The organism is Streptomyces sp. NPDC041968 (assembly GCF_055589025.1).
Window position 1 is genome coordinate 12925 of sequence record NZ_JBVJCB010000016.1, and the last position, 18650, is coordinate 31574.

Genomic DNA, 18650 nt, shown 5'->3' on the forward strand with positions numbered 1-18650 from the left:
GTCGGTCAGGGCCGCCCGCGCCGGGCGACCTCGCCCAGCCACTTCAGGCTCGGCTTGGGACGGCGCTCGAACGTCTCCCGGTCCACGGCGATCAGGCCGAACGTCGGCCCCCAGTGGCCCCACTCGAAGTTGTCCAGGGCGCTCCAGTGCAGGTATCCACGTACGTCGACGCCCTCGTCGACGGCCTCGAGGAGGTGGCGGAGGGCCTCGGAGGTGTAGGCGATCCGGCGTTCGTCGTCCGCGGTGGCGATGCCGTTCTCGGTGACGAGGACGGGGGTGTTGTCGGTGACCTTCCACGCGTGCCGCACGGCGATGCCGATCGCGTCGGGACGGTAGGCGTTGCCCGTGAGCGTGTTGTCGGGGCTCTGCGGATGCGGCACGACACCGTTTTCGTCGACCTCCTGGCTGGAGTACGACTGCACACCGATGAAGTCGTCGTCGCGAGCCGCTTCCAGGTACAGGTCCTCCCGGCCGTACCGCACCTCTCGGAGCTTGGCCTCGTTGCCCGGTGTGGCGGTCAGTGCCTGGCAGGCGACCGTCCAGCCGACCTTCGCGCCGGTGTGCTGCCGGAGCACCTCACGGGCGGCGTGGTGTGCTTCGGCAAGGCGGAGCCCGATGTGAGGGTCGGGGTCCGGCAGTACCGGTCGTGCGGCGCCCTCTACGGTGGGGCTGAGCCACTTCTTCGCCCCGCCGCTCCGCGCGGCGTGGCTCATCATCACCATGAGAGCGAGCATGTTGGGCTCGTTGATGGTGCACACCCACTCGACGCCGTCCAGGATCGTCGCCGCCGCGCGGACGTAGGAGGTGAAGCGGTCGAGTGCCTTTTCGTGCGTCCAGCCGCCGGCTTCGGCGAACCAGCGCGGGTGAGTGAAGTGGTTGAGGGTGACGACCGGCTTCATCCCCAGGCCCAGGGCCGTGTCGATCATGCGGCGGTAGTGCGCGAGTTCGGCCCGGGAGATGTGCCCTTCGGCGGGCTCGACACGGGCCCACTCGATGCCGAACCGGTAGGAGTTGAGACCGGCGTCGGCGAGGAGTCGCATGTCCTCGGCATAACGGTGGTAGCTGTCGCAGGCGTCGCCGCTGCGCTCCATGCCGGACGCGCGGTGCTCCCGCACCCACCAGTCGCTGTTGGTGTTGTTCCCCTCGATCTGGTGCGGCGCGGTGGACGCGCCCCAGAGGAAGCCCGGAGAAGTGGAGGCCATGGTCAGTTCGCTTTCGTCTCGGACGGTTCGAGCGAGGCCAGTCGGCGGCGCTCCGAACGGCGCTCCCGCTGCCGCACCGGGTCCGCGACCGGCGCGGCCAGCAGGAGGGCCTGTGTGTAGGCATGTTCGGGGGAGGAGGTGATGCGGTCCGCCGGTCCGGTCTCCACCACGTCACCCCGGTACAGCACGGTGACCCGGTGGCTGATGTGCCGGATGACCGACAGGTCGTGCGAGACGAACAGGTAGGAGACGCCGGTGCGGCGCTGGATGTCGATGAACAGGTCCAGGACCCGGGTCTGGGTGGACAGGTCGAGAGCCGAGACGGGTTCGTCGCACACGACGAGCCGGGGCTTCGGCGCCAGGGCGCGTGCGATCGCCACCCGCTGCCGCTGACCGCCGCTGAACTCCCGGGGCAGCCGCGCGGAGGCGTTCGTGGGCAGGCCCACGTGGTCCAGCAGCTCCCGTACGCGGGTCCGGGCGTCGCTGCCGGACGCACCCCGTACCACGAGTGGTTCACTGAGGATGTCACCGATGGTGAGGGACGGGTTGAGGGACGTGTAGGGGTCCTGGAAGACCACCTGGATGTCGCGGGCCAGGCTGCGGCGGGCCTTCGGCGGGACGTGGGTGATGTCCTGGTCCTGGAAGAGGACGCGCCCACCGCTGGGCTTGACCAGCCCGAGGACGGCGCGGCCGATGGTCGTCTTGCCTGACCCCGACTCCCCGACGAGCCCCAGGGTCTCGCCCTCGCGCACGTGCAGGGACACTCCGTGCAGAACCTCGTGCGGACGGGCTCGCAGGCCCCGCCCGGGGTAGGAGACGCGCAGATCGGTCACGTCGAGGAGGGGGGTGGTCATGACGCCTCCGTGTCGGGAGCGGCGCTGCTGCTGTCGGAGGCCACGGCGTCGGCCGGCCCGTCGGTGCGCACGGCACCGTCGTCGAGGATGGAGTCGAGCAGCATCCGCGTGTAGGAATGCGAGGGTCGGCTGAAGAGTTCCTCGGTGGTTCCTGTCTCCACGATCTCGCCCTGGCGCATGACCGCGACGCGGTCGCAGCTGTCGGCGACGACGCCGAAGTTGTGGGTGACCAGGAGTACGGCCATGTTGAGGTCCTTCTGCAAATCCCGCAGCAGGTCGAGGATCTCTGCCTGCACGGTCACGTCGAGAGCGGTGGTCGGCTCGTCGGCTATGAGCAACAACGGCCGGCTCGCGACGGCGCCCGCGATGAGCACACGTTGGGCCATGCCTCCCGATAACTGGTGCGGGTAGGAGTCGAAGGTCCGCCGGGGATCCGGTATGCCCACACGCTGCAGGAGGGCGAGGACCCGCTCGCGCGCCTCGCTCCGCGACAGGGTGGTGGCCGCCCGGACGCCCTCGACGAGCTGCGATCCCACCGTGAAGGACGGGTCCAAATTGGACAGGGGCTCCTGAGGGACGTAGCCGATCGATGTGCCCCGAACCTTGCGCAGTTCGGTTTCCGCGAGTCCCAGGAGTTCGCGTCCGTCGAGGCGGATGGAGCCCCGGGTGATCGTCGCCTCCGGGGGCAGCACCCCGAGCGCGGCGAACGCGGTCTGGGTCTTACCGGAGCCCGACTCGCCGACGAGTCCCAGAGTCTCCCCGGCTTCCAGGCTGAGGCTGACCCCGCTGACGACCTCCGTCGACTCCCCGGAAGGGGCGGGATAGGCGATGGTGAGGTCCTCCACGACGAGCAGTCCGGAGGCGGTACTCGTGACCGCAGTTTTCGCCGTGCCGGCCGTGGGGGCGGTCCGGGGCCGGGCCCCGACGACGCCGGACGCTTTCGGCCTGCCCCCCTCCAGCGCGTCCCGCAGCGCGTTGCCGAGCAGCACCAGGGACGCGGTCATCACTCCGAGGAACAGGCTGGGCCAGACGAACTGCAGGGGCTCCTCGTAGAGGTTGGTGAAACCGTCAGCGATCATCGCGCCGAAGCTGGACACCTCGTTGGAACCGATGCCCAGGAACGCCAGTCCGGACTGCACGGCGATGGAGGACCCGGCGAGGAACGCCGCCGCGATCACGATCGGCCCGCGGACGATGGACAGGACGTGCCGGCTGAGGATGCGCCGGTCGGGAAGTCCGGAGACCCGGGCGGCGTCGACGTAGAGTTCCTTGCTGACACCGACGACCAGGTTGCGCACCAGACGATAGATGCCCGGAGAGAGCAGCACCCCGAAGATCATCATCGTGGCACGGTAGTCGCCATCGGTCACCGGGAGCAGCACGATGAGCAGCAGCAGCCCGGGGAACGTCATGACGAGGCTGAACACCCACTCGGTGAGACCGCGGACACGCCGGCCGAAGTAGCCGCCGACCAGACCGAAGGTGACACCGATGGCGAGGGCGATGCTCGCTCCGATCAGGGCCGAGACGACGCTCGTATTGACCGAGTTGAGCAGCCGGGCGAAGATGTCGCGCCCGCTCTTGTCCCCGCCGAGGAGGTAGCCCTCCGTGCCCGGAGCGGCGTTGACCGCGTCCAGCGAGGAGTGGTTGGGGCCGTGCGCGGTGAGCAGCGGGGCCAGCAGACCCAGCAGCACGATGACGACCAGGATGCCCGCGCTGATGACGGCCTGCGGGTCACGCATGAGAGTGTGCAGGGCCGGCTTCCGGTCGGTGTCGGCCGGTGTCTCAAGGGTGTTCGGTTCAGGTGCCTTGACCGAGCCGCTCAATGGATTCTCGCCTTCGGGTTGAGCCAGCCGTTCACGAGGTCGACGGCGAGGTTGACGCAGACCACGAGCAGCACGCCGAAGAGGGTGATACCCATGATGATCGGGACGTCGCCCTGCAACGACGCGTCGAAGGCGTAGCTGCCGAAGCCGGGGAGGGCGAAGACCTTCTCGATGATCAGCGCGCCGCCGAGCATCTGCACGAATTCGAGGGACAGTACGGTCAGCGCGGGCCCGGCGGCGTTGCGCAGGGCGTGCCGCAACACGATCGACCTGGTGGGAACGCCGCGTGTGCGGAGGGTGCGTACGTAGTCCTTGCGCAGTTCGCCGATCATGGCGCCGCGGATCTGTGCCGAGAGGTTGGCGATGCCCGGGATCATGAGGGCCGCCACCGGGATGGCGATGGACGTCGCCCAGCTGCCGGGGTCCTCGGCGAACGGTGTGTAGCCGGTGGCCGGCAACCACTTCAGCTCGATCGCCAGGAGATAGACGAGGGCGATCGCGATGAGGAGGTTCGGTACGAGGAAGCCGATGAGCGAGGCACCCTGGGCCACCCGGTCTACGGCACCGCCGCGGGAGGCGGCCAGGACGCCGAGGGCCACGCTGATCACCGCGGTGAAGAGCAGGGCGGCGAGGACGACGGACAGGGTGACACCGAGCCGGGCGGTGATGGCGGAACGGACGGGTTCGGCGGTGAAGTAGGAGGCGCCGAGGTCACCGCGGATCGCGTGGGACAGCCAGTCCGCGTACTGGGTGAGAACGGGCCGGTCGAGGCCCATGTGGGCCTTCTGCGCCTGGACGCTCTCCGGTGTCGCCCCGCTGCCGAGGAGGGTGCCGGCGACGTCGTCGAAGGAGGTGCCCAGTAGCAGGAAGGTGATCAGGGTGACGAGTACGGCGAGGACCAGGCCGGTGCCCAGGCGGCGCAACACATAGGTGATCATGGTTCGGTTCCTCCGGTCACTGGCCCGTGACGCCGAACTGGCGAACGGTGCTGAACGTGGAGGAGCCGTCGCCGAGGTAGCGAATGCCCTTCTTGGTCACCCAGTGGGTGCCGACGTAGAAGACGGGAGCGTTCCACGCCTTCTCGACGGTGAAAGCGTTGATCTCCTTGTAGATCTTGGCGGCAGCGGCCGGATCCACTTCGTTGTTGGCCTGGTTCAGGAGCGTGTCGAACCGCTTGTCGGTGTTGCCGAACACGTTGCGCGTGCCGGTCGGGCTGAAGTTGTTCCGCGTCTCGATGGGGGCGGCGTTGAGGCCGTCCATCGTGAAGAACATCGGGTACTTCTTGGACATGAACGCGGAGTTGGTCTGCTGGGCAGGCACCGTCTCCCATTGCACGGTGATGCCGATGTCCTTCAGCGACTGGGTGATGGTCGGCTCGAAGGGCTTGGTGTACACCAGGCTCGGCATCGGGACGGTGAACCCGTTCGCGTAACCCGCCTCGGCCAGCAGCCGCTTGGCCTCGGCCGGGTCGTAGGCGTACGTCTTCTCGAGAGCCGGGTCGTAGGCGTCGCCCTTGGGGTTGTACACCTGCACGGTGGGCTTGCCGCTGCCCTGGAGGATCTGCTTGACGATCTTCTCCCGGTCGAAGGCCATGTTGATCGCCTTGCGCACGCGCACGTCACCCAACGGCTTGAGCTTTGAACCGTCCCGGTCGGCCAGCATCAGGACACCCGCGGACGTGGCCTCCACGTTCGTGACCTCGAAGCCGGAGGATTTGAGGGCGCCCAGGTGCGTGGCCTCGACGCTGCCGGCGTTGACCTCGCCGGCCTTGAGGGCGTTGAGGGCCGCGGTGCGGTCCGCGATGACCCGCACCTTGACGGTGGGGAACGGGTAGGCCTTCTTGTTCCAGTAGTCGTCGCGCCGTTTCAGCACGTAGACCGAGCCGTTCACCGTCGCGCCCTTGTCGAGGGTGTACGGGCCGGAACCGACCGGGTTGAGCGCGGAGCTCTTCGATGTCATCGTCTTGGGGTCGCCGATGACTCCGGGGGCGCCCGAGAGTGCGGACAGCAGGGAGCCGTCCGGACGCTTGAGCTTGATGACGACCCCGTGGTCACCGTTGGTCTCCACCGACGCCACGGCGGCCAGACCCATCTGACTCGCGCCGGGCGTCGCCCCGATCCGGTCCAGGGTGGCCTTCACCGCGGCCGAGGTCACCGGTGTGCCCGAACTGAACTTCATTCCCTTGCGGATCCGCAGCGTCAGCGTGCGCGCGTCGTCCGAGTACTCCCAGCTCTCCGCCGCGCCGGGTACCAACCGGCCCTCGTTGTCCTGGATGAGTAGCGTGTCGTAGACCGAGTTCCAGACGTACGTCTGCTGGCCCTCGACGAGCTGGGTGGGGTCGAAGGAGTTCGGGGTGCCGATGATGGCCAGGGAAAGGGTCCGGCCGGAGCCCGACGAGGTATCGCCCGACTGACTGTCGCACGCCGTCGTCGAGAGCAGGACCGCGCCGGCGACGGCCACGGGTGCGACCCGGGACAACGGCCGTACGAGCGGGAAGCGGATGCGCATGGGCAATCTCCTTCGACTGCGGGAGGTCCGTGAGGACGTCGTGGTCGTGCCGGTGTGGGGCCGCAACGCCCACGGCTTCGCCGGTGCACTGGACGGGTGGGACGGCACGGTGCGAGGCGCTTCGTGAACGCTTACCACTAGGTTGGTTTTCGGTCGGAACTCTGACCCAGGTCGGGAGAGTGCGGAAGATGGTGGTCAACCTTCGTGATAAAGGCGTTACATTCGGTGGGTGGGGGCGGCGGTGGCTCTGTGCGGAATCCGGAGTGGTGCGGACCTAGCGGCGCGGAATGCGACCACGTGGTAAACATTGGGGCCACCGGGCTGAGCGGGTAGGCGTCGGGACCTCGGGCGAGGCGTCGGTGCGGCCGCGTCGGAAGGGGTGCCATCGCGGTGCCCGAGAAGGGAGACGTTCACCGTGGGGCAGTCGAAGTCGCGTGGACCGTATGCGAAGACGGCGGCACGGCAGGCGGACATTCTGCGGGCGGCGCGCGACAGCTTCGCCGACCGCGGTTACGCGGGAGCTTCGCTGCGTGATATCGCGGAACGGGCGGGCATCACACATGCCGGTCTGCTGCACCACTTCCGCACCAAGGAGGACCTGCTCGCCGCGGTGCTCGCGCAAAGGGACACCGAGGAATGGCAGGAGGGTGAAGCGGAGGTCGACGGGCGCACCGAATCACTGGGCCGGTATCTCGTCGACGTGCTGCTCCGTCACCAGAAGTCTCCCGAGCTGATGCGGCTGTGGCTCGAGCTGGCGGCCACGTCGTCCCGTCCGGACCATCCGGCGCACGACTACTTCGTCGAACGCTACGAGCGGAGTCGCGTGCACCTGGCGCACGCCGCCCATGAGCAGTCGGCTCAGGGGAAGCTCCGTGAAGGGCTGTCGCCGGAGCAGGCGGCCGTCCTCTTCCAGGCCGTGCTCAACGGCCTGCAGATGCAGTGGTTGCTGGATCCGCGGATCGACCTGGCTGAATCACTGAACGCCTTTCTCGGGCTGATCAGCGCCCCAGGGGAGCAGTGACCGCCGACGTCGTCACGTGATCGCTGTCGGAGCGGTGCGACCGTGAACCGCCACTGCGTTGTCACGTCCGTGCCCCGTCCGAGGGGGAGGTCGTCGGGCTCACCGCGCTCGACAAGTCCGACGGTGAGATCGCCGACGCACTCCTCCTCAGCCCCTTGACCGTTCGCAGCCACATCCGACGCTCGACGTCCAAGTCGCAGGCTCACGACCGTGCACAGCTGGTGTGGTCAGTCACGCACGACGATCCGGGCCCGGGCCAGGTTGTCGATGCGGGCGAACGGTGTCTCCGGATCCGCGTCGCGTTGCGTCGAGACCCGAACGGTGGCGAAGCGGGTGCCCGGCACGGCGTAGGTGTGGTGGCGTTCGAGAGTCAGCCGGGTCCCCGTCCAGGTCCCACTGGACCCGCACGATCCTCCCCGCCCCCGGCGGACACTCGACGTTCGCCGTCAGCGTCACGCGTGCGCCGGCGGGGACATCGGCCCGCTGCGCACCGTCGGCGGTGATCCGCGCCACCGGCTGCACGCCGCCGCGCTCGGTGGCCGATTCGGGGACGACGACTTGTCCGTCACGGATCTCGTAGCGGGTGCCGTGGGCCGGTGGGATGTCCTTCTCCACCCAGTCGGCAAGGCTGCGCAGCGCTTCGTGCGGAACGCCGAGGTAGCTGACGGTGTGAGTCGGGTGCTCCTGCCGCTCCGCATCGGCGTGCAGCGCGTTGTCGACGTACCAGAGCCGGAAATGGTCGTCGAGGGCGGCGCAGAGATGTTCGGCGGCCCGGCCGCGGTACCAGTCGGCCTGCCAGGGGAAGGCTTCCCGGTCGAGCAGGCAGGACACGACGATCATCTTGCCGGTGAACTTCCCGCCGGGTACCTGTCCGGCCGCGGCGGCAGCGAACAACGGAGCGAGCAGGCAGGGTCGTTGGGGTAGGAGCGGTGCGCCGGTGGTGTCGCGGTACTGGTCCCACACCGGGTACTCGGGGCCCGGCACTTGGTGCCGGTGATAAGTCTGGGCTGCGAGGAAGTTGCGGTTGTCCACGTGAACGGTGTCACCGGGGCGCACACCGGTCAGTGAGTGTTCGGTGTCCGGCATGTCGACGACGGCGAGGTGTAGGGACAGTCGAAGGGCGGTGCGGTCATGTGTCCGTGCTTCCGTTCCGTCAGAGGCCGTTGTCCGGCCGGTTGAGGGTGGCCAGTCCTTCGACCCAGTTCTGGCCGGTGAGTCGGTGGACGCCGTCCACCAGTGCCTGCCCGCAGCCGAAGCCGGGGGCGCTGAAGTGGGCCAGGACCAGGCCGTCCCAGAGTGGATTCGCCGAACCACTCAGCGCCAGCGGCTTTCCGTGATCTCGTTCACCAGTCCCCAGCGCAGTGCCTCCGCCGCGGTCAGCGCGGCACCGGACAGTGCCAGGTAGGCGGTCCGTTCCCGGCCGACACGTACGGGCAGGCTCGCCGTGCCCCCGGCGCCGGGGATCAGACCCATCCCGATCTCGGGCAGGCGGATCACCGTGTCGGGCGCGGCCGTCACCCGCCCGGCGAACGCCGCCAGTTCGATGCCCGCACCCACACAGGCACCGTGCAGGTGCGCGGTCACCTTGGCGGCGCAGCGCAGAAGCAGCGCGGCGGGACTGCGGGACACCCGCACCCGGTGCGCCTCGGTGGTGTCCCGTGAGGTGCCGAACTCGGTGAGGTCGCCCCCGGCGCAGAACGCGGGTCCGGTGCCGCGCACGTCGACGCGGGTGATCGTCGGATCGGCCGCGGCGACGTCGAGCGCTTCGCAGAGGGCGTCCCGGGTGGCCGCGTCGAAGGCGTTGCGTGCCCACGGGCGGTCGAGTACGACGTCCAGGTGGTCGCCGTCGCGGCTGAGGCGCACCGGTTCCGCCGAGGGCCGCGGCCTGCGGGGCGGGGAGGCGGCCAGCCAGGTGCGGAAGTCCGCACCGCCCTGAAGGGCCGAGTAGGCGAGGGATTCGACCAGCAGCCTGTCCGGTGGGGCGAGCGCCGGACCCATCCGCAGCACTTGGACGAGGGCGACGGAGGCGGCGGGGTGCCGTTCCACCTCGTCGGCGATGCGGCGCGCGGTGGCCCAGGGATCGGCGCACGCGACCCATGGGCGGGGTGCGCCGGTGCCCTCGGTCAGGAGGACGTCGAAGGCGGCCGGGGCCTCACCCGGCCTGTTGGCCACCCCCACCAGAACCTGGTCGTGCGCACGGGGCGGCGGTGGTGTCGAAGGGGCGAGGGCGATCACGCGGCACGGCGACTCCATGGCCGCCTGAGTGTAATCTTCCTATCTGCCAGAGAGAAGGGAATTCACGTGCTCAAGAATGACGCTCTCGCTCTCGGCCCGTGGATGTCCGGCGTCGCGCCGTACCTCGTCCCGCTCCGGGCCGTCGCGGACGACCTGGAAGCCCGTACCGGCGTCGTCGTGGACCTGCCCACGGCCCTCTTCCTGCGGGCACGGCTCGCCGGGCTGCCCTCACCGGGCCGGACGTCGGCAGGCGGTTCCTGCCGACTCCTGCGGACCACCGACGGATGGGCCGCCGTCAACCTGGCCCGACCCGACGACCACGCGTCACTGCCCGCGCTGCTGGCCCTTCTCGGCGCGCGGGACACGGACCTGGACGGTGGTGCCCGCACAACCACCGCCTTCCGACTCGCCGACGCCGCGCAGACGGTGGGAATTCCCGCCGCCGCACTCGCAACGGCCTGTTCAGGCCGCGCCCCGGTACGCGCCCGGCCCTACGGCGAGAGGCGGCGCCGCCCGCTCACCGGCCTGCGCGTACTCGACCTGTCCGCCCTCTGGGCCGGACCTCTGTGCGCGCGACTGCTCGGCCTGGCAGGGGCACAGGTGACCAAGGTGGAGAGCACTACCAGACGGGACGGCGCACGGTCGGGGAATCCGGAGTTCTACCGCTGGCTGCACGAGGGACACGGCAGCCTGGTCCTGGACTTCGCGTCCGGCGCTCTGGCGGACGCCGTGGACCGGGCGGACGTCGTCATCGAAGCCTCCCGGCCGCGAGCGCTACGCCAACTGGGGCTGTTCGCAGAGGAGTTCCTCACCGCGCGTCCCGGACGGGTCTGGGTCAGTATCACCGGGTACGGTCGCGACGACGACCGGATCGCCTTCGGGGACGACGCGGCGGTGGCCGGCGGCCTGGTCGGCCGCGACCCGCACGGCGACCCCGTGTTCCTGGGGGACGCCCTCGCCGACCCCGTCACCGGCCTGTACGCCGCGCAGGCGGCCGTCCGCTCCCTCGCCACCGGCGGCGCGGAGCTGCTGTGCGTGTCCATGGCGGCCTGTGCCGCCGCGCTCGCCGACTGCCGGACGGCACCGTGCTGATCCGGAACGTGGAGGTCGAGGGGTACGCCCCTGCAGACGTACGGATCGGTGCCCACGGGCGGATCAGCGAGATCGGGCGCCATCTCGCCGGGGAGAGCCAGGTGGACGGAGGCGGAGGGGCGTTGCTGCCCGGACTGCACGACCACCACGTCCACCTCATGGCACTGGCCGCCGACGCCTCCTCGGTCCACGTGGGCCCGGCCGAGGTCCGTACCCCCGCAGGATTCGCTCAGGCACTGCGGAGCGGGCCACCTGGGGAATGGGTGCGGGCGGTCGGCTACCACGAGAGTGTCGCGGGGAACCTGGACCGCTCCGTACTGGACGCGATCGTCGCCGACCGGCCCGTGCGGGTGCAGCACCGCAGCGGGGCGATGTGGTTCCTCAACACCCCTGCGCTGCGGGCGGCGGGGTTGGACGGCGATGGCAGGCTGTGGCGGGAGGACGAGCGGCTGCGGCACCTGATCCCGCCGGTGCGGCTCGATCTGGCGGCTTTGGGCCGACGCGCCGCGCGTCTCGGCGTCACGGGCTTCACCAACGCCGACCCCCGACCCGCGCCCGGCCTGCGGCGGACCCTGTCGGTGCTGCCGCAGCGGCTCACCGTCATGGGCGTCGACTCCCCGACCAAGATCATGCTCAACGACGCCACCCTGCCCACCCCGGGCGAACTCGCCGCCTTGGTGCGCGAGGCACGGCCCCGACCCGTGGCCGTGCACTGCGTCACGCGCGTGCAGCTGCTCGTCACCCTGCTCGCCGTGCAGGAGACCGGCCCGGTCACCGGGGACCGGATCGAGCACGGCGCGGTGATTCCGGCCGAGACCGTGCCCTGGATCCGGCGACTCGGGCTGACGGTCGTCACCCAGCCGCACTTCCCGGTGGAACGGGGCCGCCAGTACGCCACCGAGGTCCGCCCGGACGACCACCCCCTCTACCGGTGCCGAAGTCTGGCCGAAGCGGGCATCCCGCTCGCCGCCGGCACCGACGCGCCGTACGGGACCGACGACCCGTGGGCGGTCATGCGGGCCGCGGTCGGCCGGGAGGACGGCGAGGGGGTGACACCGGAGGCCGCCCTGGGGCTCTTCCTCGGCGCGCCCGAGCAGCCCGCCCGCGCACGCCGGCTGTCGGTCGGTGCGCCGGCCGACCTGTGCCTGCTCCACGTGCCTGTGCGGGAGGCGCTCCACGTCCTGTCCGCCGACACCGTTCGGGCCGTGTACGTCGGCGGACGTCAGATCGCTCCCTGAACCAGCCCGTGCTCAGACGCTGTACCCGCCGTCCACCCCCAGTGCCTGCCCAGTGATGAACCCGGCCCGGTCGGACGCGAGGAACGCGACCGCCTCCGCGATGTCCCGTGCCTGCCCGAACCGGCGCATCGGAATGTTGCGCCGCGTGACGGCGAGAGCGTCCTCGTCCAGTTCCCCGGTGCTGATCAGCCGCCCCGCGATGCCGTCCGTGAGCATGCCCGGGGCGACACAGTTGACGCGGACGCCGTAGCGTCCCTCCTCGGCGGCCAGTGCCCGGGCCACCGCCTCGACCGCCCCCTTGGCGCCCGAGGACAGCCCGTCACGTACCGGGAAGCGCCGGGTGGCGACCGTCGTCACGGCGACGACACTGCCCCGGCTCATCCGCAGCAACGGCAGCGCCGGGTGGACGAGGCTGAAGAACGCCACCGCGTCGGCCTCCAGCTGCGCCCGGTACCGGCCGGGCGTCACCTTGCTGAGATGCGTCATGGGCACATGCGGTCCGGCCGCGTACACCACCGTGTGGAGGCCGCCGAAGTCCGCCGCCGCGTCGCGCACCGCCCGCGCGGTCGCCTCCTCGTCGGTCAGGTCGAGCTGGACGGCCACGGCCCTGCGCCCGGCCGCCTTCACCTCGTCGATGAGCGCGTACGCGGCCTCCTGACTGGCCCGGTAGGTGAGCACGACGTCGCTGCCGCGGGCCGCGAGCATCCGTACGACGGCCGCCCCGATGCCACCGGTACCGCCCGCGACGAGGGCGGTACCGGGACGGGAGGAGAAGTCTTCCATTTCCTCACAACCCCAGGGACTTGGCGATGATGACCTTCATGACCTCACTGGTCCCGGCGTATATGCGGGTGATGCGCGCGTCCGCGTACAGCCGGGCGATCGGATACTCCAGCATGTAGCCGTACCCGCCGAACAGCTGGAGGCACCGGTCGACGGCGCGGGCCTGTACCTCGGTGCAGAACAGCTTGACCTTGGCGGCGTCGGCGCCGGAGAGCCGGCCGTCGACGAGTTCCAGCACGGCCCGGTCGACGACGGCCTGTGCGGCCTCCACCTCGGCGGCCACGGCGGCGAGCTCGAACTTGGTGTTCTGGAACGAGGCGACGGTGGTGCCGAACACCTTCCGCTCCTTCACGTACGCGAGGGTCGCATCGAGCGCCGCCCGCGCCTGAGCCACCGAGCCGACCGCCACGGTCATGCGCTCCTGCGGCAGGTTGTGCCCGAGGTAGGAGAAGGCCGCACCCTCCTCGCCGAGCCGGTTGACGACGGGCACACGGACGTCGTCGAAGGCCAGTTCCACGGTGTCCTGCGCCTTGATGCCCATCTTCTCCAGCACCCGCCCCCGAGTGAACCCGGGCATCCCGTCCTCCACCACCAGCAGCGTCAGCCCCGCCCGCCGGTCGCCGGGATCCTGAGCGGTACGCGCCACCACGATCACGAGATCGGCCAGCAGCCCGCCCGTGATGAAGGTCTTCGCGCCGTTGAGGACGTAGGCGTCCCCGTCCCGTACAGCGGTGGTGCGCATCCCCGCGAGGTCGGAACCGGTGCCGGGCTCGGTCATCGCTATGGCGGTCAGCAGCCGGCCGGAGGCCAGGCCGGGAAACCAGCGCGCCCGCTGCCCCCGGTCCGCGTAGGCGAGGAAGTACGGCAGCACCACGTCGAGTTGGGTGCGGACCGTGCCCAGGGTGACCAGGGCGCGGGCCGCCTCCTCCTGGAGAACGACGTTGTAGCGGTAGTCGGGCTGTCCGCCGCCCCCGTACTCCTCGGGTATCGCCATACCGAGCAGACCGATCGAGCCGAGCCGCTCGAAGAAGGAGCGGGGCAGCCGCCCGGCCCGTTCCCACTCGGCGTAGTGCGGGGCCACCTCCTTGGCCACGACGTCCCGGACCAGCTCCCGGAAGTCCTCGTGGTCGGCGGTGAAGACGTCTCTGCGCACGGTGACACCCTTCGTCAGTCGGCGAGTTCGACGACGGTGGCGTTCGCGGTGCCGCCGCCCTCGCACATGGTCTGGAGGCCGTAACGGATGCCGTGCGCGCGCATGTGATGGATCATGCGGGTCATCAGCACCGCTCCCGACGCCCCCAGCGGGTGGCCGAGCGCGATGGCGCCGCCGAGGGGGTTCAGCCGCTCCGCGTCGGCGCCGGTTTCGGTGAGCCAGGCCAGCGGGATCGGTGCGAACGCCTCGTTCACCTCGAAGACGCCGATGTCCCGGACGGCGAGGTTTGCCCTGCGCAGCACCTTCTCGGTCGCCGGGATCGGCCCGGTGAGCATCAGCACCGGGTCGGAGCCGACGACCGCGCCGGCCCGGTAGCGGACCAGGGGAGCGAGCCCCAGTTCCCGCGCCCTGTCGGCGGTGGTGACGAGCAGGGCGGCCGCTCCGTCGGAGATCTGTGAGGCGTTGCCCGCGTGGATCACACCGTCCTCCTGGAAAGAGGGCTTGAGCTTCGCGAGCGTGTCCACGCTCGTGCCGCGCCGTATCCCCTCGTCGGCGTCGGTCCCCGCCACGGGGACGATCTCCGGCGCGAACGCTCGGGCGTCCTGCGCCGCTGCGGCGCGCTCGTGCGAGAGCGCCGCGTACGCGTCGAGCTCCTCGCGCGAGAAGCCCCACTTCCGCGCGATCAGCTCCGCCGAGATCCCCTGGTTGAAGGAGAAGCCCCGGTAGCGGTCGAGGGCCCGCGGGCCGTACGGCGTCCCGTCGGCCTTCGCGGACCCCAGCGGCACCCGGCTCATCGCCTCGACGCCGCCCGCCACGACCACCTCCTGCTGGCCCGACAGGACCGCTTGCACGGCGAAGTCCAGCGCCTGCTGGCTGGACCCGCACGCCCGGTTGACCGTCGTCCCCGGAACACTCTCCGGCCAGCCCGCCGCCAGCACCGAGTACCGGGCGATGTTGCTCGACTGGTCACCGATCTGGGACACACAGCCCCAGACGACGTCGTCGACCACCTCCGGGTCGACCCCGGACCGCTCCGCGAGGGCTCGCAGCACGGCCGCGGACAGGTCCGCGGGGTGGACGTCGGCCAGTCCACCGCCCCGCTTGCCGACGGCGGTGCGGACCGCCCCGACGATCACCGCTTCCCGAGTCACGTCTCGTCCTCCGATCGTCCGGCACTCGTACCGGGCACCGCCCAGCGGCCGGTGAAATGGGCATCGCGTCGGTCGGCGAAGGCCGCGTAGGCCTCGCGCACGTCGGCGGTCGCGAAGTTCGCCGCCTGCGCCCGCGCCTCGCCGGCGAGCGACTCGCGCAGGGTGCGGTCGGCGTTCTCGTTCAGCAGTGCTTTGGTCTGGGCGAGCGCCACGGGCGCGCCGGCCGCCAGGCGCGCGGTGAGGCCGTCGACGAAGGCGTCCACCTCCGTGCCGTCCACCACCCAGGTCACCAGGTTCAGGGCGCGGGCCTCCTCGGCGCCGATCGTGTCCGCCAGCAGCGCGAGCCGTTTGGCCTGCTGGAGACCGACCAGCCGGGGCAGCAGCCAGGAGCCGCCGCAGTCGGGGGACAGCCCACGCCGCGTGAAGATCTGCGAGAACCTCGCCTCCGGGGTCGCCACGACCAGATCGCAGCCCAGGGCGAGGTTCCAGCCCGCGCCCACCGCCACCCCCGTCACCTTGGCGACCGTCGGCACCGGCAGATCGTGCAGCAGCAGCGTCACGTCGGTCAATGGACGCATCCGGTAGAGGGGGTGGGCGCTGCTGAGCCCTTTGGAGATATCCGCTCCCGAGCAGAAGGCACCGCCCGCGCCGGTGAGGACCAGGGCGCGCACGCTCCGGTCCCGACCGGCGTCGTCGAGGGCGGCGCGCAACGTCTCCCACAGCTCGGCGTCGATCGCGTTCCTGCGGTGCGGGCGGTCCAGCGTCAGGGTCCGTACGCCGTCGGCGTCGTCGATGAGGAGACCGGTCACCGCACGGCCCTCCGCTCTCGGAGCGCCGCGATCTCCTCGGCCGCGAAACCGAGTTCGCCGAGCACGGCGTCCGTGTGTTCGCCCAGCGCCGGCACCGCCCCCATCGGCGGTTCGTATCCAGCGATGACGGGAGGCGGGAGCAGGGCGGGTACCGGCCCGCCCGGAGTGCCGATCTCCCGCCAGCGGTCGCGGGCGGCCAGATGCGGGTGCGCCAGGACGTCGGTCTGGGTGTTGAAGCGGGAGTTGCCGATCCCGGCGGCGTCCGCGCGGTCCTGGATGTCCGCCAGATCGTGCCGCGCGCACCAGGTGCCGATCTCGGCGTCCAGGACGGCCCGGTGCTCGACCCGCCCGGCGTTGGTGTGGAACCGCTCGTCGTCCGCCAGGTCCGGCCGGTCGATCAACTCCCGTGCCAGGCGCTGCCATTCGCGGTCGTTGGTGGTGCCGAGGACCACCGTGTGCCCGTCGGCGGTGGGATAGGCGCCGTACGGGGACACGGCGGGCGAGCTCATTCCGAGCGGCTGCTGTTCGACGCCCGAGTGCCTGGTGTACGTCAGCGGGTAGCCCATCAGCTCCGTCATCGTGTCGAACAGGCTCACCGCGACGGAGGCGGTGGGCCGCCCCCGTCTCCTGCCGTGCAGCAAGGCCAGGACGGACAGTGCCGCGTACAGGCCACTGCACACGTCGGCCACCGGCGGACCCGGTTTCGCGGGTGCGCCCGGGTGCCCGGTCACCGCGCACGCCCCCGACTCGGCCTGGACCAGCAGGTCGTAGGCGCGTTTGTGGGACAGGGGGCCGCCGGCGCCGTACCCGTCGATCTCCACGGCGATCACGTCCGGATGGCGGACCTCCAGATCGGCGGGGGACAGGCCCAGCTTGGCGGTCGTGCCGGGGGTGAGGTTGGAGACCAGCACGTCGGCGCGTTCCAGCAGCCGGTGCAGCACGGCGAGGCCCGCGTCGGTCTTCAGGTCCAGCGCGACGGACTCCTTGCCCCGGTTGACCCACACGAAGTGCGCCGCGAGGCCGCTCACCACGTCGTCGTAGTGCCGGGCGAAGTCCCCGCCGCGGGGATTCTCGACCTTGATCACGCGCGCGCCGAAGTCACCGAGGGTGCGGGTGCACATCGGTGCCGACACGGCCTGCTCCAGTGCGACCACGGTGATGCCGGCCAGCGGTCCGTCACTCATCGGCGCTCACCGTCCTCGTACCGGGCACGCAGGTCGTCCTTGAGGACCTTCAGGCCTGCGTTGCGGGGCAGCGCCTCCAAGAACCGCACGTGCCGGGGCACCTTGAAGTTGGCCATGTGCTCGCGCGCCCACGCCACGACGTCCTCCTCGGTGAGGTCGGCGCCCGGTGCGGGGACCACGAAGGCGCAGCCCACCTCGCCCATGCGCGCGTCGGGTACGCCGATCACCGCCACCTGTGCGACGTGCTCGCAGCCGAGCAGCAGCTTCTCTATCTCGGCCGGGTAGGCGTTGAAGCCGCCGACGATGAACATCTCCTTCTTGCGGTCGACGATCACGAGGTTGCCCGCCCCGTCGAGGTGGCCGATGTCACCGGTGTGCAACCAGCCGGCGCCGTCGATCGCCGCGGCGGTGGCCTCCGGGTCGTCCCAGTAGCCGCGGGTGACGTTGTAGCCGCGTACCAGGACCTCCCCGTCCTCCCCCGGTGGCAGCTCCTGCCCCGAGGCGTCGGTGAGACGGACCTCGACGTCGGGGATGGGACGGCCGGTGGTGCGGGCCACCGTCTCCTCCGTGTCGCCGACGCGGGTGCTGGTCACCAGCGCCGTCGACTCGGTGAGCCCGTAGGCGCTCAGCACGATGTCGAAGGTCAGGTCCTTCTTCATGGCGCGGATCAGGGCCTCGGGGATGGTGGTGCCGCCGGTCATGGACACCCGCAGTGACGACAGGTCGCGGTGCGGGCGGCCGGGGTGGTGCAGCAGGTCGTGGAAGATGGTGGGCGGGCCGAGCAGGATGCTGACCCGCTCCCGCTCGATCAGCTCCAGCGCGCGTCCCGCGTCGAAGACCGCCATCGGGATCACCGTCACACCGTGCAGGAACGAGGCGAGCCAGCCCGCCTTGTACCCGAAGCAGTGGAAGAACGGCGGGATGACCAGGAAGCTGTCCGAGGCGCCGAAGCCGTACTCCGAGGACATCCAGCCGTAGGCTCGCAGGGACTGGCCGTGGGTGAGCGTGACGCCCTTGGGATGGCCGGTGGTGCCAGAGGTGAACATCACGTCGCTGACCTGGTCGGGGGTGAGCCGGTCGATCGCCTCGTGCGCGGCCGACGGCCCGGTGCCCAGGTCGAGGAACCGGTCCCAGGTCATGTCGGCGCGGCCGCGGTCCCCCAGCAGTGACACGGTGGTGCGCAGCGCGGGCAGCCCGGGGTCGGACCGTTTCAGGTCCGCCGTGTAGTCCGTGCCGAGGAAGGACGCCGCGGCGAACAGGGCCTTGGCCCCGGACTTGCGCAGGATGTAGGAGAGCTCCCGCTGCTTGAAGCGGGTGTTGAGGGGGACGACGATCCCTCCGGCCCCTTGGATGCCGAGGGCCGCCACGATCCACTCCACTGAGTTGGGGGCGCACAGGCCCACCCGGTCGCCCGGACCGATGCCCAGGGCCCGCGCCGAGGCGACGGCGCGGAGCATGAGGCCCTCCAGTTCGCGAAACCCGATGCGTCGCTTCCCGTCGACGAGGGCGGTCGCGTCACCGAACCGCCGCGCGGCGGCTCTGACCACGTTGGGGATGCTCCGGAATTCCTGGTCGTGTCGCATGACGGGGCTCC

General features: G+C 70.7%; 17 protein-coding genes and 1 pseudogene. 5 read left to right on the forward strand and 13 right to left on the reverse strand.

Going from position 1 to position 18650, the window contains the following annotated elements; all coding sequences use genetic code 11:
* Window positions 1-5: 5 nt before the first annotated feature.
* The 5 genes from ACZ6EG_RS30745 to ACZ6EG_RS30765 all read right to left on the reverse strand — a co-directional run bounded on the left by ACZ6EG_RS30745 (window position 6) and on the right by ACZ6EG_RS30765 (window position 6390).
* A complete protein-coding gene (locus ACZ6EG_RS30745; RefSeq protein ID WP_469609435.1) occupies window positions 6-1202 on the reverse strand; it encodes a glycoside hydrolase family 1 protein in 1197 nt (398 codons plus the stop codon).
* Window positions 1203-1204: 2 nt separating this feature from the next.
* Entirely contained in the window at window positions 1205-2056 is an 852-nt protein-coding gene (locus ACZ6EG_RS30750) for an ATP-binding cassette domain-containing protein (RefSeq protein WP_469609438.1), read from the reverse strand.
* Window positions 2053-3798 carry an ATP-binding cassette domain-containing protein gene (locus tag ACZ6EG_RS30755; RefSeq protein ID WP_469609441.1) on the reverse strand — a complete coding sequence of 582 codons (1746 nt, stop codon included), beginning with the start codon at window positions 3796-3798 and terminating at the stop codon, window positions 2053-2055. Before ACZ6EG_RS30755 ends, ACZ6EG_RS30750 begins: the two co-directional genes overlap by 4 nt.
* Window positions 3799-3878: 80 nt before the next feature.
* Complete coding sequence (locus ACZ6EG_RS30760) at window positions 3879-4820, reverse strand: ABC transporter permease (RefSeq protein ID WP_469609444.1); 942 nt, start codon at window positions 4818-4820, stop codon at window positions 3879-3881.
* Window positions 4821-4836: 16 nt separating this feature from the next.
* Complete coding sequence (locus ACZ6EG_RS30765) at window positions 4837-6390, reverse strand: ABC transporter substrate-binding protein (protein WP_469609447.1); 1554 nt, start codon at window positions 6388-6390, stop codon at window positions 4837-4839.
* On the opposite strand from ACZ6EG_RS30765, the gene ACZ6EG_RS30770 reads away from it, so the two are divergent.
* From ACZ6EG_RS30770 to ACZ6EG_RS30780, 3 genes and pseudogenes are all read left to right on the forward strand, one after another.
* A complete protein-coding gene (locus ACZ6EG_RS30770) occupies window positions 6389-6517 on the forward strand; it encodes a hypothetical protein (protein ID WP_469609449.1) in 129 nt (42 codons plus the stop codon). The two genes, ACZ6EG_RS30765 and ACZ6EG_RS30770, sit on opposite strands and share 2 nt — an antisense overlap.
* 288 nt (window positions 6518-6805) lie before the next feature.
* A complete protein-coding gene (locus tag ACZ6EG_RS30775; RefSeq protein ID WP_469609452.1) occupies window positions 6806-7411 on the forward strand; it encodes a TetR family transcriptional regulator in 606 nt (201 codons plus the stop codon).
* A gap of 53 nt (window positions 7412-7464) precedes the next feature.
* Window positions 7465-7623 (forward strand): annotated as a pseudogene (locus tag ACZ6EG_RS30780) (LuxR C-terminal-related transcriptional regulator); the annotation flags it as partial.
* A 19-nt stretch (window positions 7624-7642) separates the two neighbouring features.
* On the opposite strand, the gene ACZ6EG_RS30785 reads toward ACZ6EG_RS30780, so the two are convergent.
* Both ACZ6EG_RS30785 and ACZ6EG_RS30790 read right to left on the reverse strand, forming a co-directional pair.
* Window positions 7643-8497, reverse strand: coding sequence for a hypothetical protein (locus tag ACZ6EG_RS30785; RefSeq protein WP_469609455.1), 855 nt, complete (start codon window positions 8495-8497; stop codon window positions 7643-7645).
* Window positions 8498-8725: 228 nt separating this feature from the next.
* The gene (locus tag ACZ6EG_RS30790) at window positions 8726-9664 is read right to left on the reverse strand and encodes an enoyl-CoA hydratase/isomerase family protein (RefSeq protein ID WP_469609458.1); all 939 of its coding nucleotides are present in this window, start codon (window positions 9662-9664) and stop codon (window positions 8726-8728) included.
* Window positions 9665-9712: 48 nt separating this feature from the next.
* Between ACZ6EG_RS30790 and ACZ6EG_RS30795 the strand changes: the two genes are divergently transcribed.
* Window positions 9713-10738 (forward strand): CoA transferase, encoded by a 1026-nt coding sequence (locus ACZ6EG_RS30795; RefSeq protein ID WP_469609461.1) that lies wholly within the window; start codon window positions 9713-9715, stop codon window positions 10736-10738.
* Window positions 10732-11976 (forward strand): amidohydrolase family protein, encoded by a 1245-nt coding sequence (locus ACZ6EG_RS30800; RefSeq protein ID WP_469609465.1) that lies wholly within the window; start codon window positions 10732-10734, stop codon window positions 11974-11976. The genes ACZ6EG_RS30795 and ACZ6EG_RS30800 overlap by 7 nt, the downstream gene beginning before the upstream one ends.
* 12 nt (window positions 11977-11988) lie before the next feature.
* Here the strand turns inward: ACZ6EG_RS30800 and ACZ6EG_RS30805 are convergent, their stop codons facing one another.
* The 6 genes from ACZ6EG_RS30805 to ACZ6EG_RS30830 are packed head-to-tail and all read right to left on the reverse strand — an operon-like array spanning window position 11989 to window position 18639.
* Window positions 11989-12759 (reverse strand): SDR family NAD(P)-dependent oxidoreductase, encoded by a 771-nt coding sequence (locus ACZ6EG_RS30805; RefSeq protein ID WP_469609468.1) that lies wholly within the window; start codon window positions 12757-12759, stop codon window positions 11989-11991.
* 4 nt (window positions 12760-12763) lie between these two features.
* Window positions 12764-13912 (reverse strand): acyl-CoA dehydrogenase family protein, encoded by a 1149-nt coding sequence (locus ACZ6EG_RS30810; RefSeq protein WP_469609470.1) that lies wholly within the window; start codon window positions 13910-13912, stop codon window positions 12764-12766.
* Between the two features lie 14 nt (window positions 13913-13926).
* Window positions 13927-15063 (reverse strand): thiolase family protein, encoded by a 1137-nt coding sequence (locus ACZ6EG_RS30815; protein ID WP_469609473.1) that lies wholly within the window; start codon window positions 15061-15063, stop codon window positions 13927-13929.
* On the reverse strand, window positions 15060-15872 hold the full coding sequence (locus ACZ6EG_RS30820) for an enoyl-CoA hydratase/isomerase family protein (protein WP_469609476.1): 813 nt from the start codon (window positions 15870-15872) through the stop codon (window positions 15060-15062). Before ACZ6EG_RS30820 ends, ACZ6EG_RS30815 begins: the two co-directional genes overlap by 4 nt.
* Complete coding sequence (locus ACZ6EG_RS30825) at window positions 15869-17056, reverse strand: CaiB/BaiF CoA transferase family protein (RefSeq protein ID WP_469609479.1); 1188 nt, start codon at window positions 17054-17056, stop codon at window positions 15869-15871. Before ACZ6EG_RS30825 ends, ACZ6EG_RS30820 begins: the two co-directional genes overlap by 4 nt.
* Window positions 17053-18639, reverse strand: a complete 1587-nt coding sequence (locus ACZ6EG_RS30830; protein WP_469609482.1) for a FadD3 family acyl-CoA ligase — start codon at window positions 18637-18639, stop codon at window positions 17053-17055. The genes ACZ6EG_RS30825 and ACZ6EG_RS30830 overlap by 4 nt, the downstream gene beginning before the upstream one ends.
* Window positions 18640-18650: the final 11 nt, after the last annotated feature.

Coding starts and splice junctions, on each gene's coding strand:
- ACZ6EG_RS30830 (WP_469609482.1), bottom strand. CDS start 18,639: ATGCGACACGACCAGGAATTCCGGAGCATCCCCAACGTGGTCAGAGCC.
- ACZ6EG_RS30760 (WP_469609444.1), bottom strand. CDS start 4,820: ATGATCACCTATGTGTTGCGCCGCCTGGGCACCGGCCTGGTCCTCGCC.
- ACZ6EG_RS30765 (WP_469609447.1), bottom strand. CDS start 6,390: ATGCGCATCCGCTTCCCGCTCGTACGGCCGTTGTCCCGGGTCGCACCC.
- ACZ6EG_RS30750 (WP_469609438.1), bottom strand. CDS start 2,056: ATGACCACCCCCCTCCTCGACGTGACCGATCTGCGCGTCTCCTACCCC.
- ACZ6EG_RS30805 (WP_469609468.1), bottom strand. CDS start 12,759: ATGGAAGACTTCTCCTCCCGTCCCGGTACCGCCCTCGTCGCGGGCGGT.
- ACZ6EG_RS30790 (WP_469609458.1), bottom strand. CDS start 9,664: ATGGAGTCGCCGTGCCGCGTGATCGCCCTCGCCCCTTCGACACCACCG.
- ACZ6EG_RS30745 (WP_469609435.1), bottom strand. CDS start 1,202: ATGGCCTCCACTTCTCCGGGCTTCCTCTGGGGCGCGTCCACCGCGCCG.
- ACZ6EG_RS30755 (WP_469609441.1), bottom strand. CDS start 3,798: ATGCGTGACCCGCAGGCCGTCATCAGCGCGGGCATCCTGGTCGTCATC.
- ACZ6EG_RS30825 (WP_469609479.1), bottom strand. CDS start 17,056: ATGAGTGACGGACCGCTGGCCGGCATCACCGTGGTCGCACTGGAGCAG.
- ACZ6EG_RS30785 (WP_469609455.1), bottom strand. CDS start 8,497: ATGCCGGACACCGAACACTCACTGACCGGTGTGCGCCCCGGTGACACC.
- ACZ6EG_RS30770 (WP_469609449.1), top strand. CDS start 6,389: ATGGGCAATCTCCTTCGACTGCGGGAGGTCCGTGAGGACGTCGTGGTC.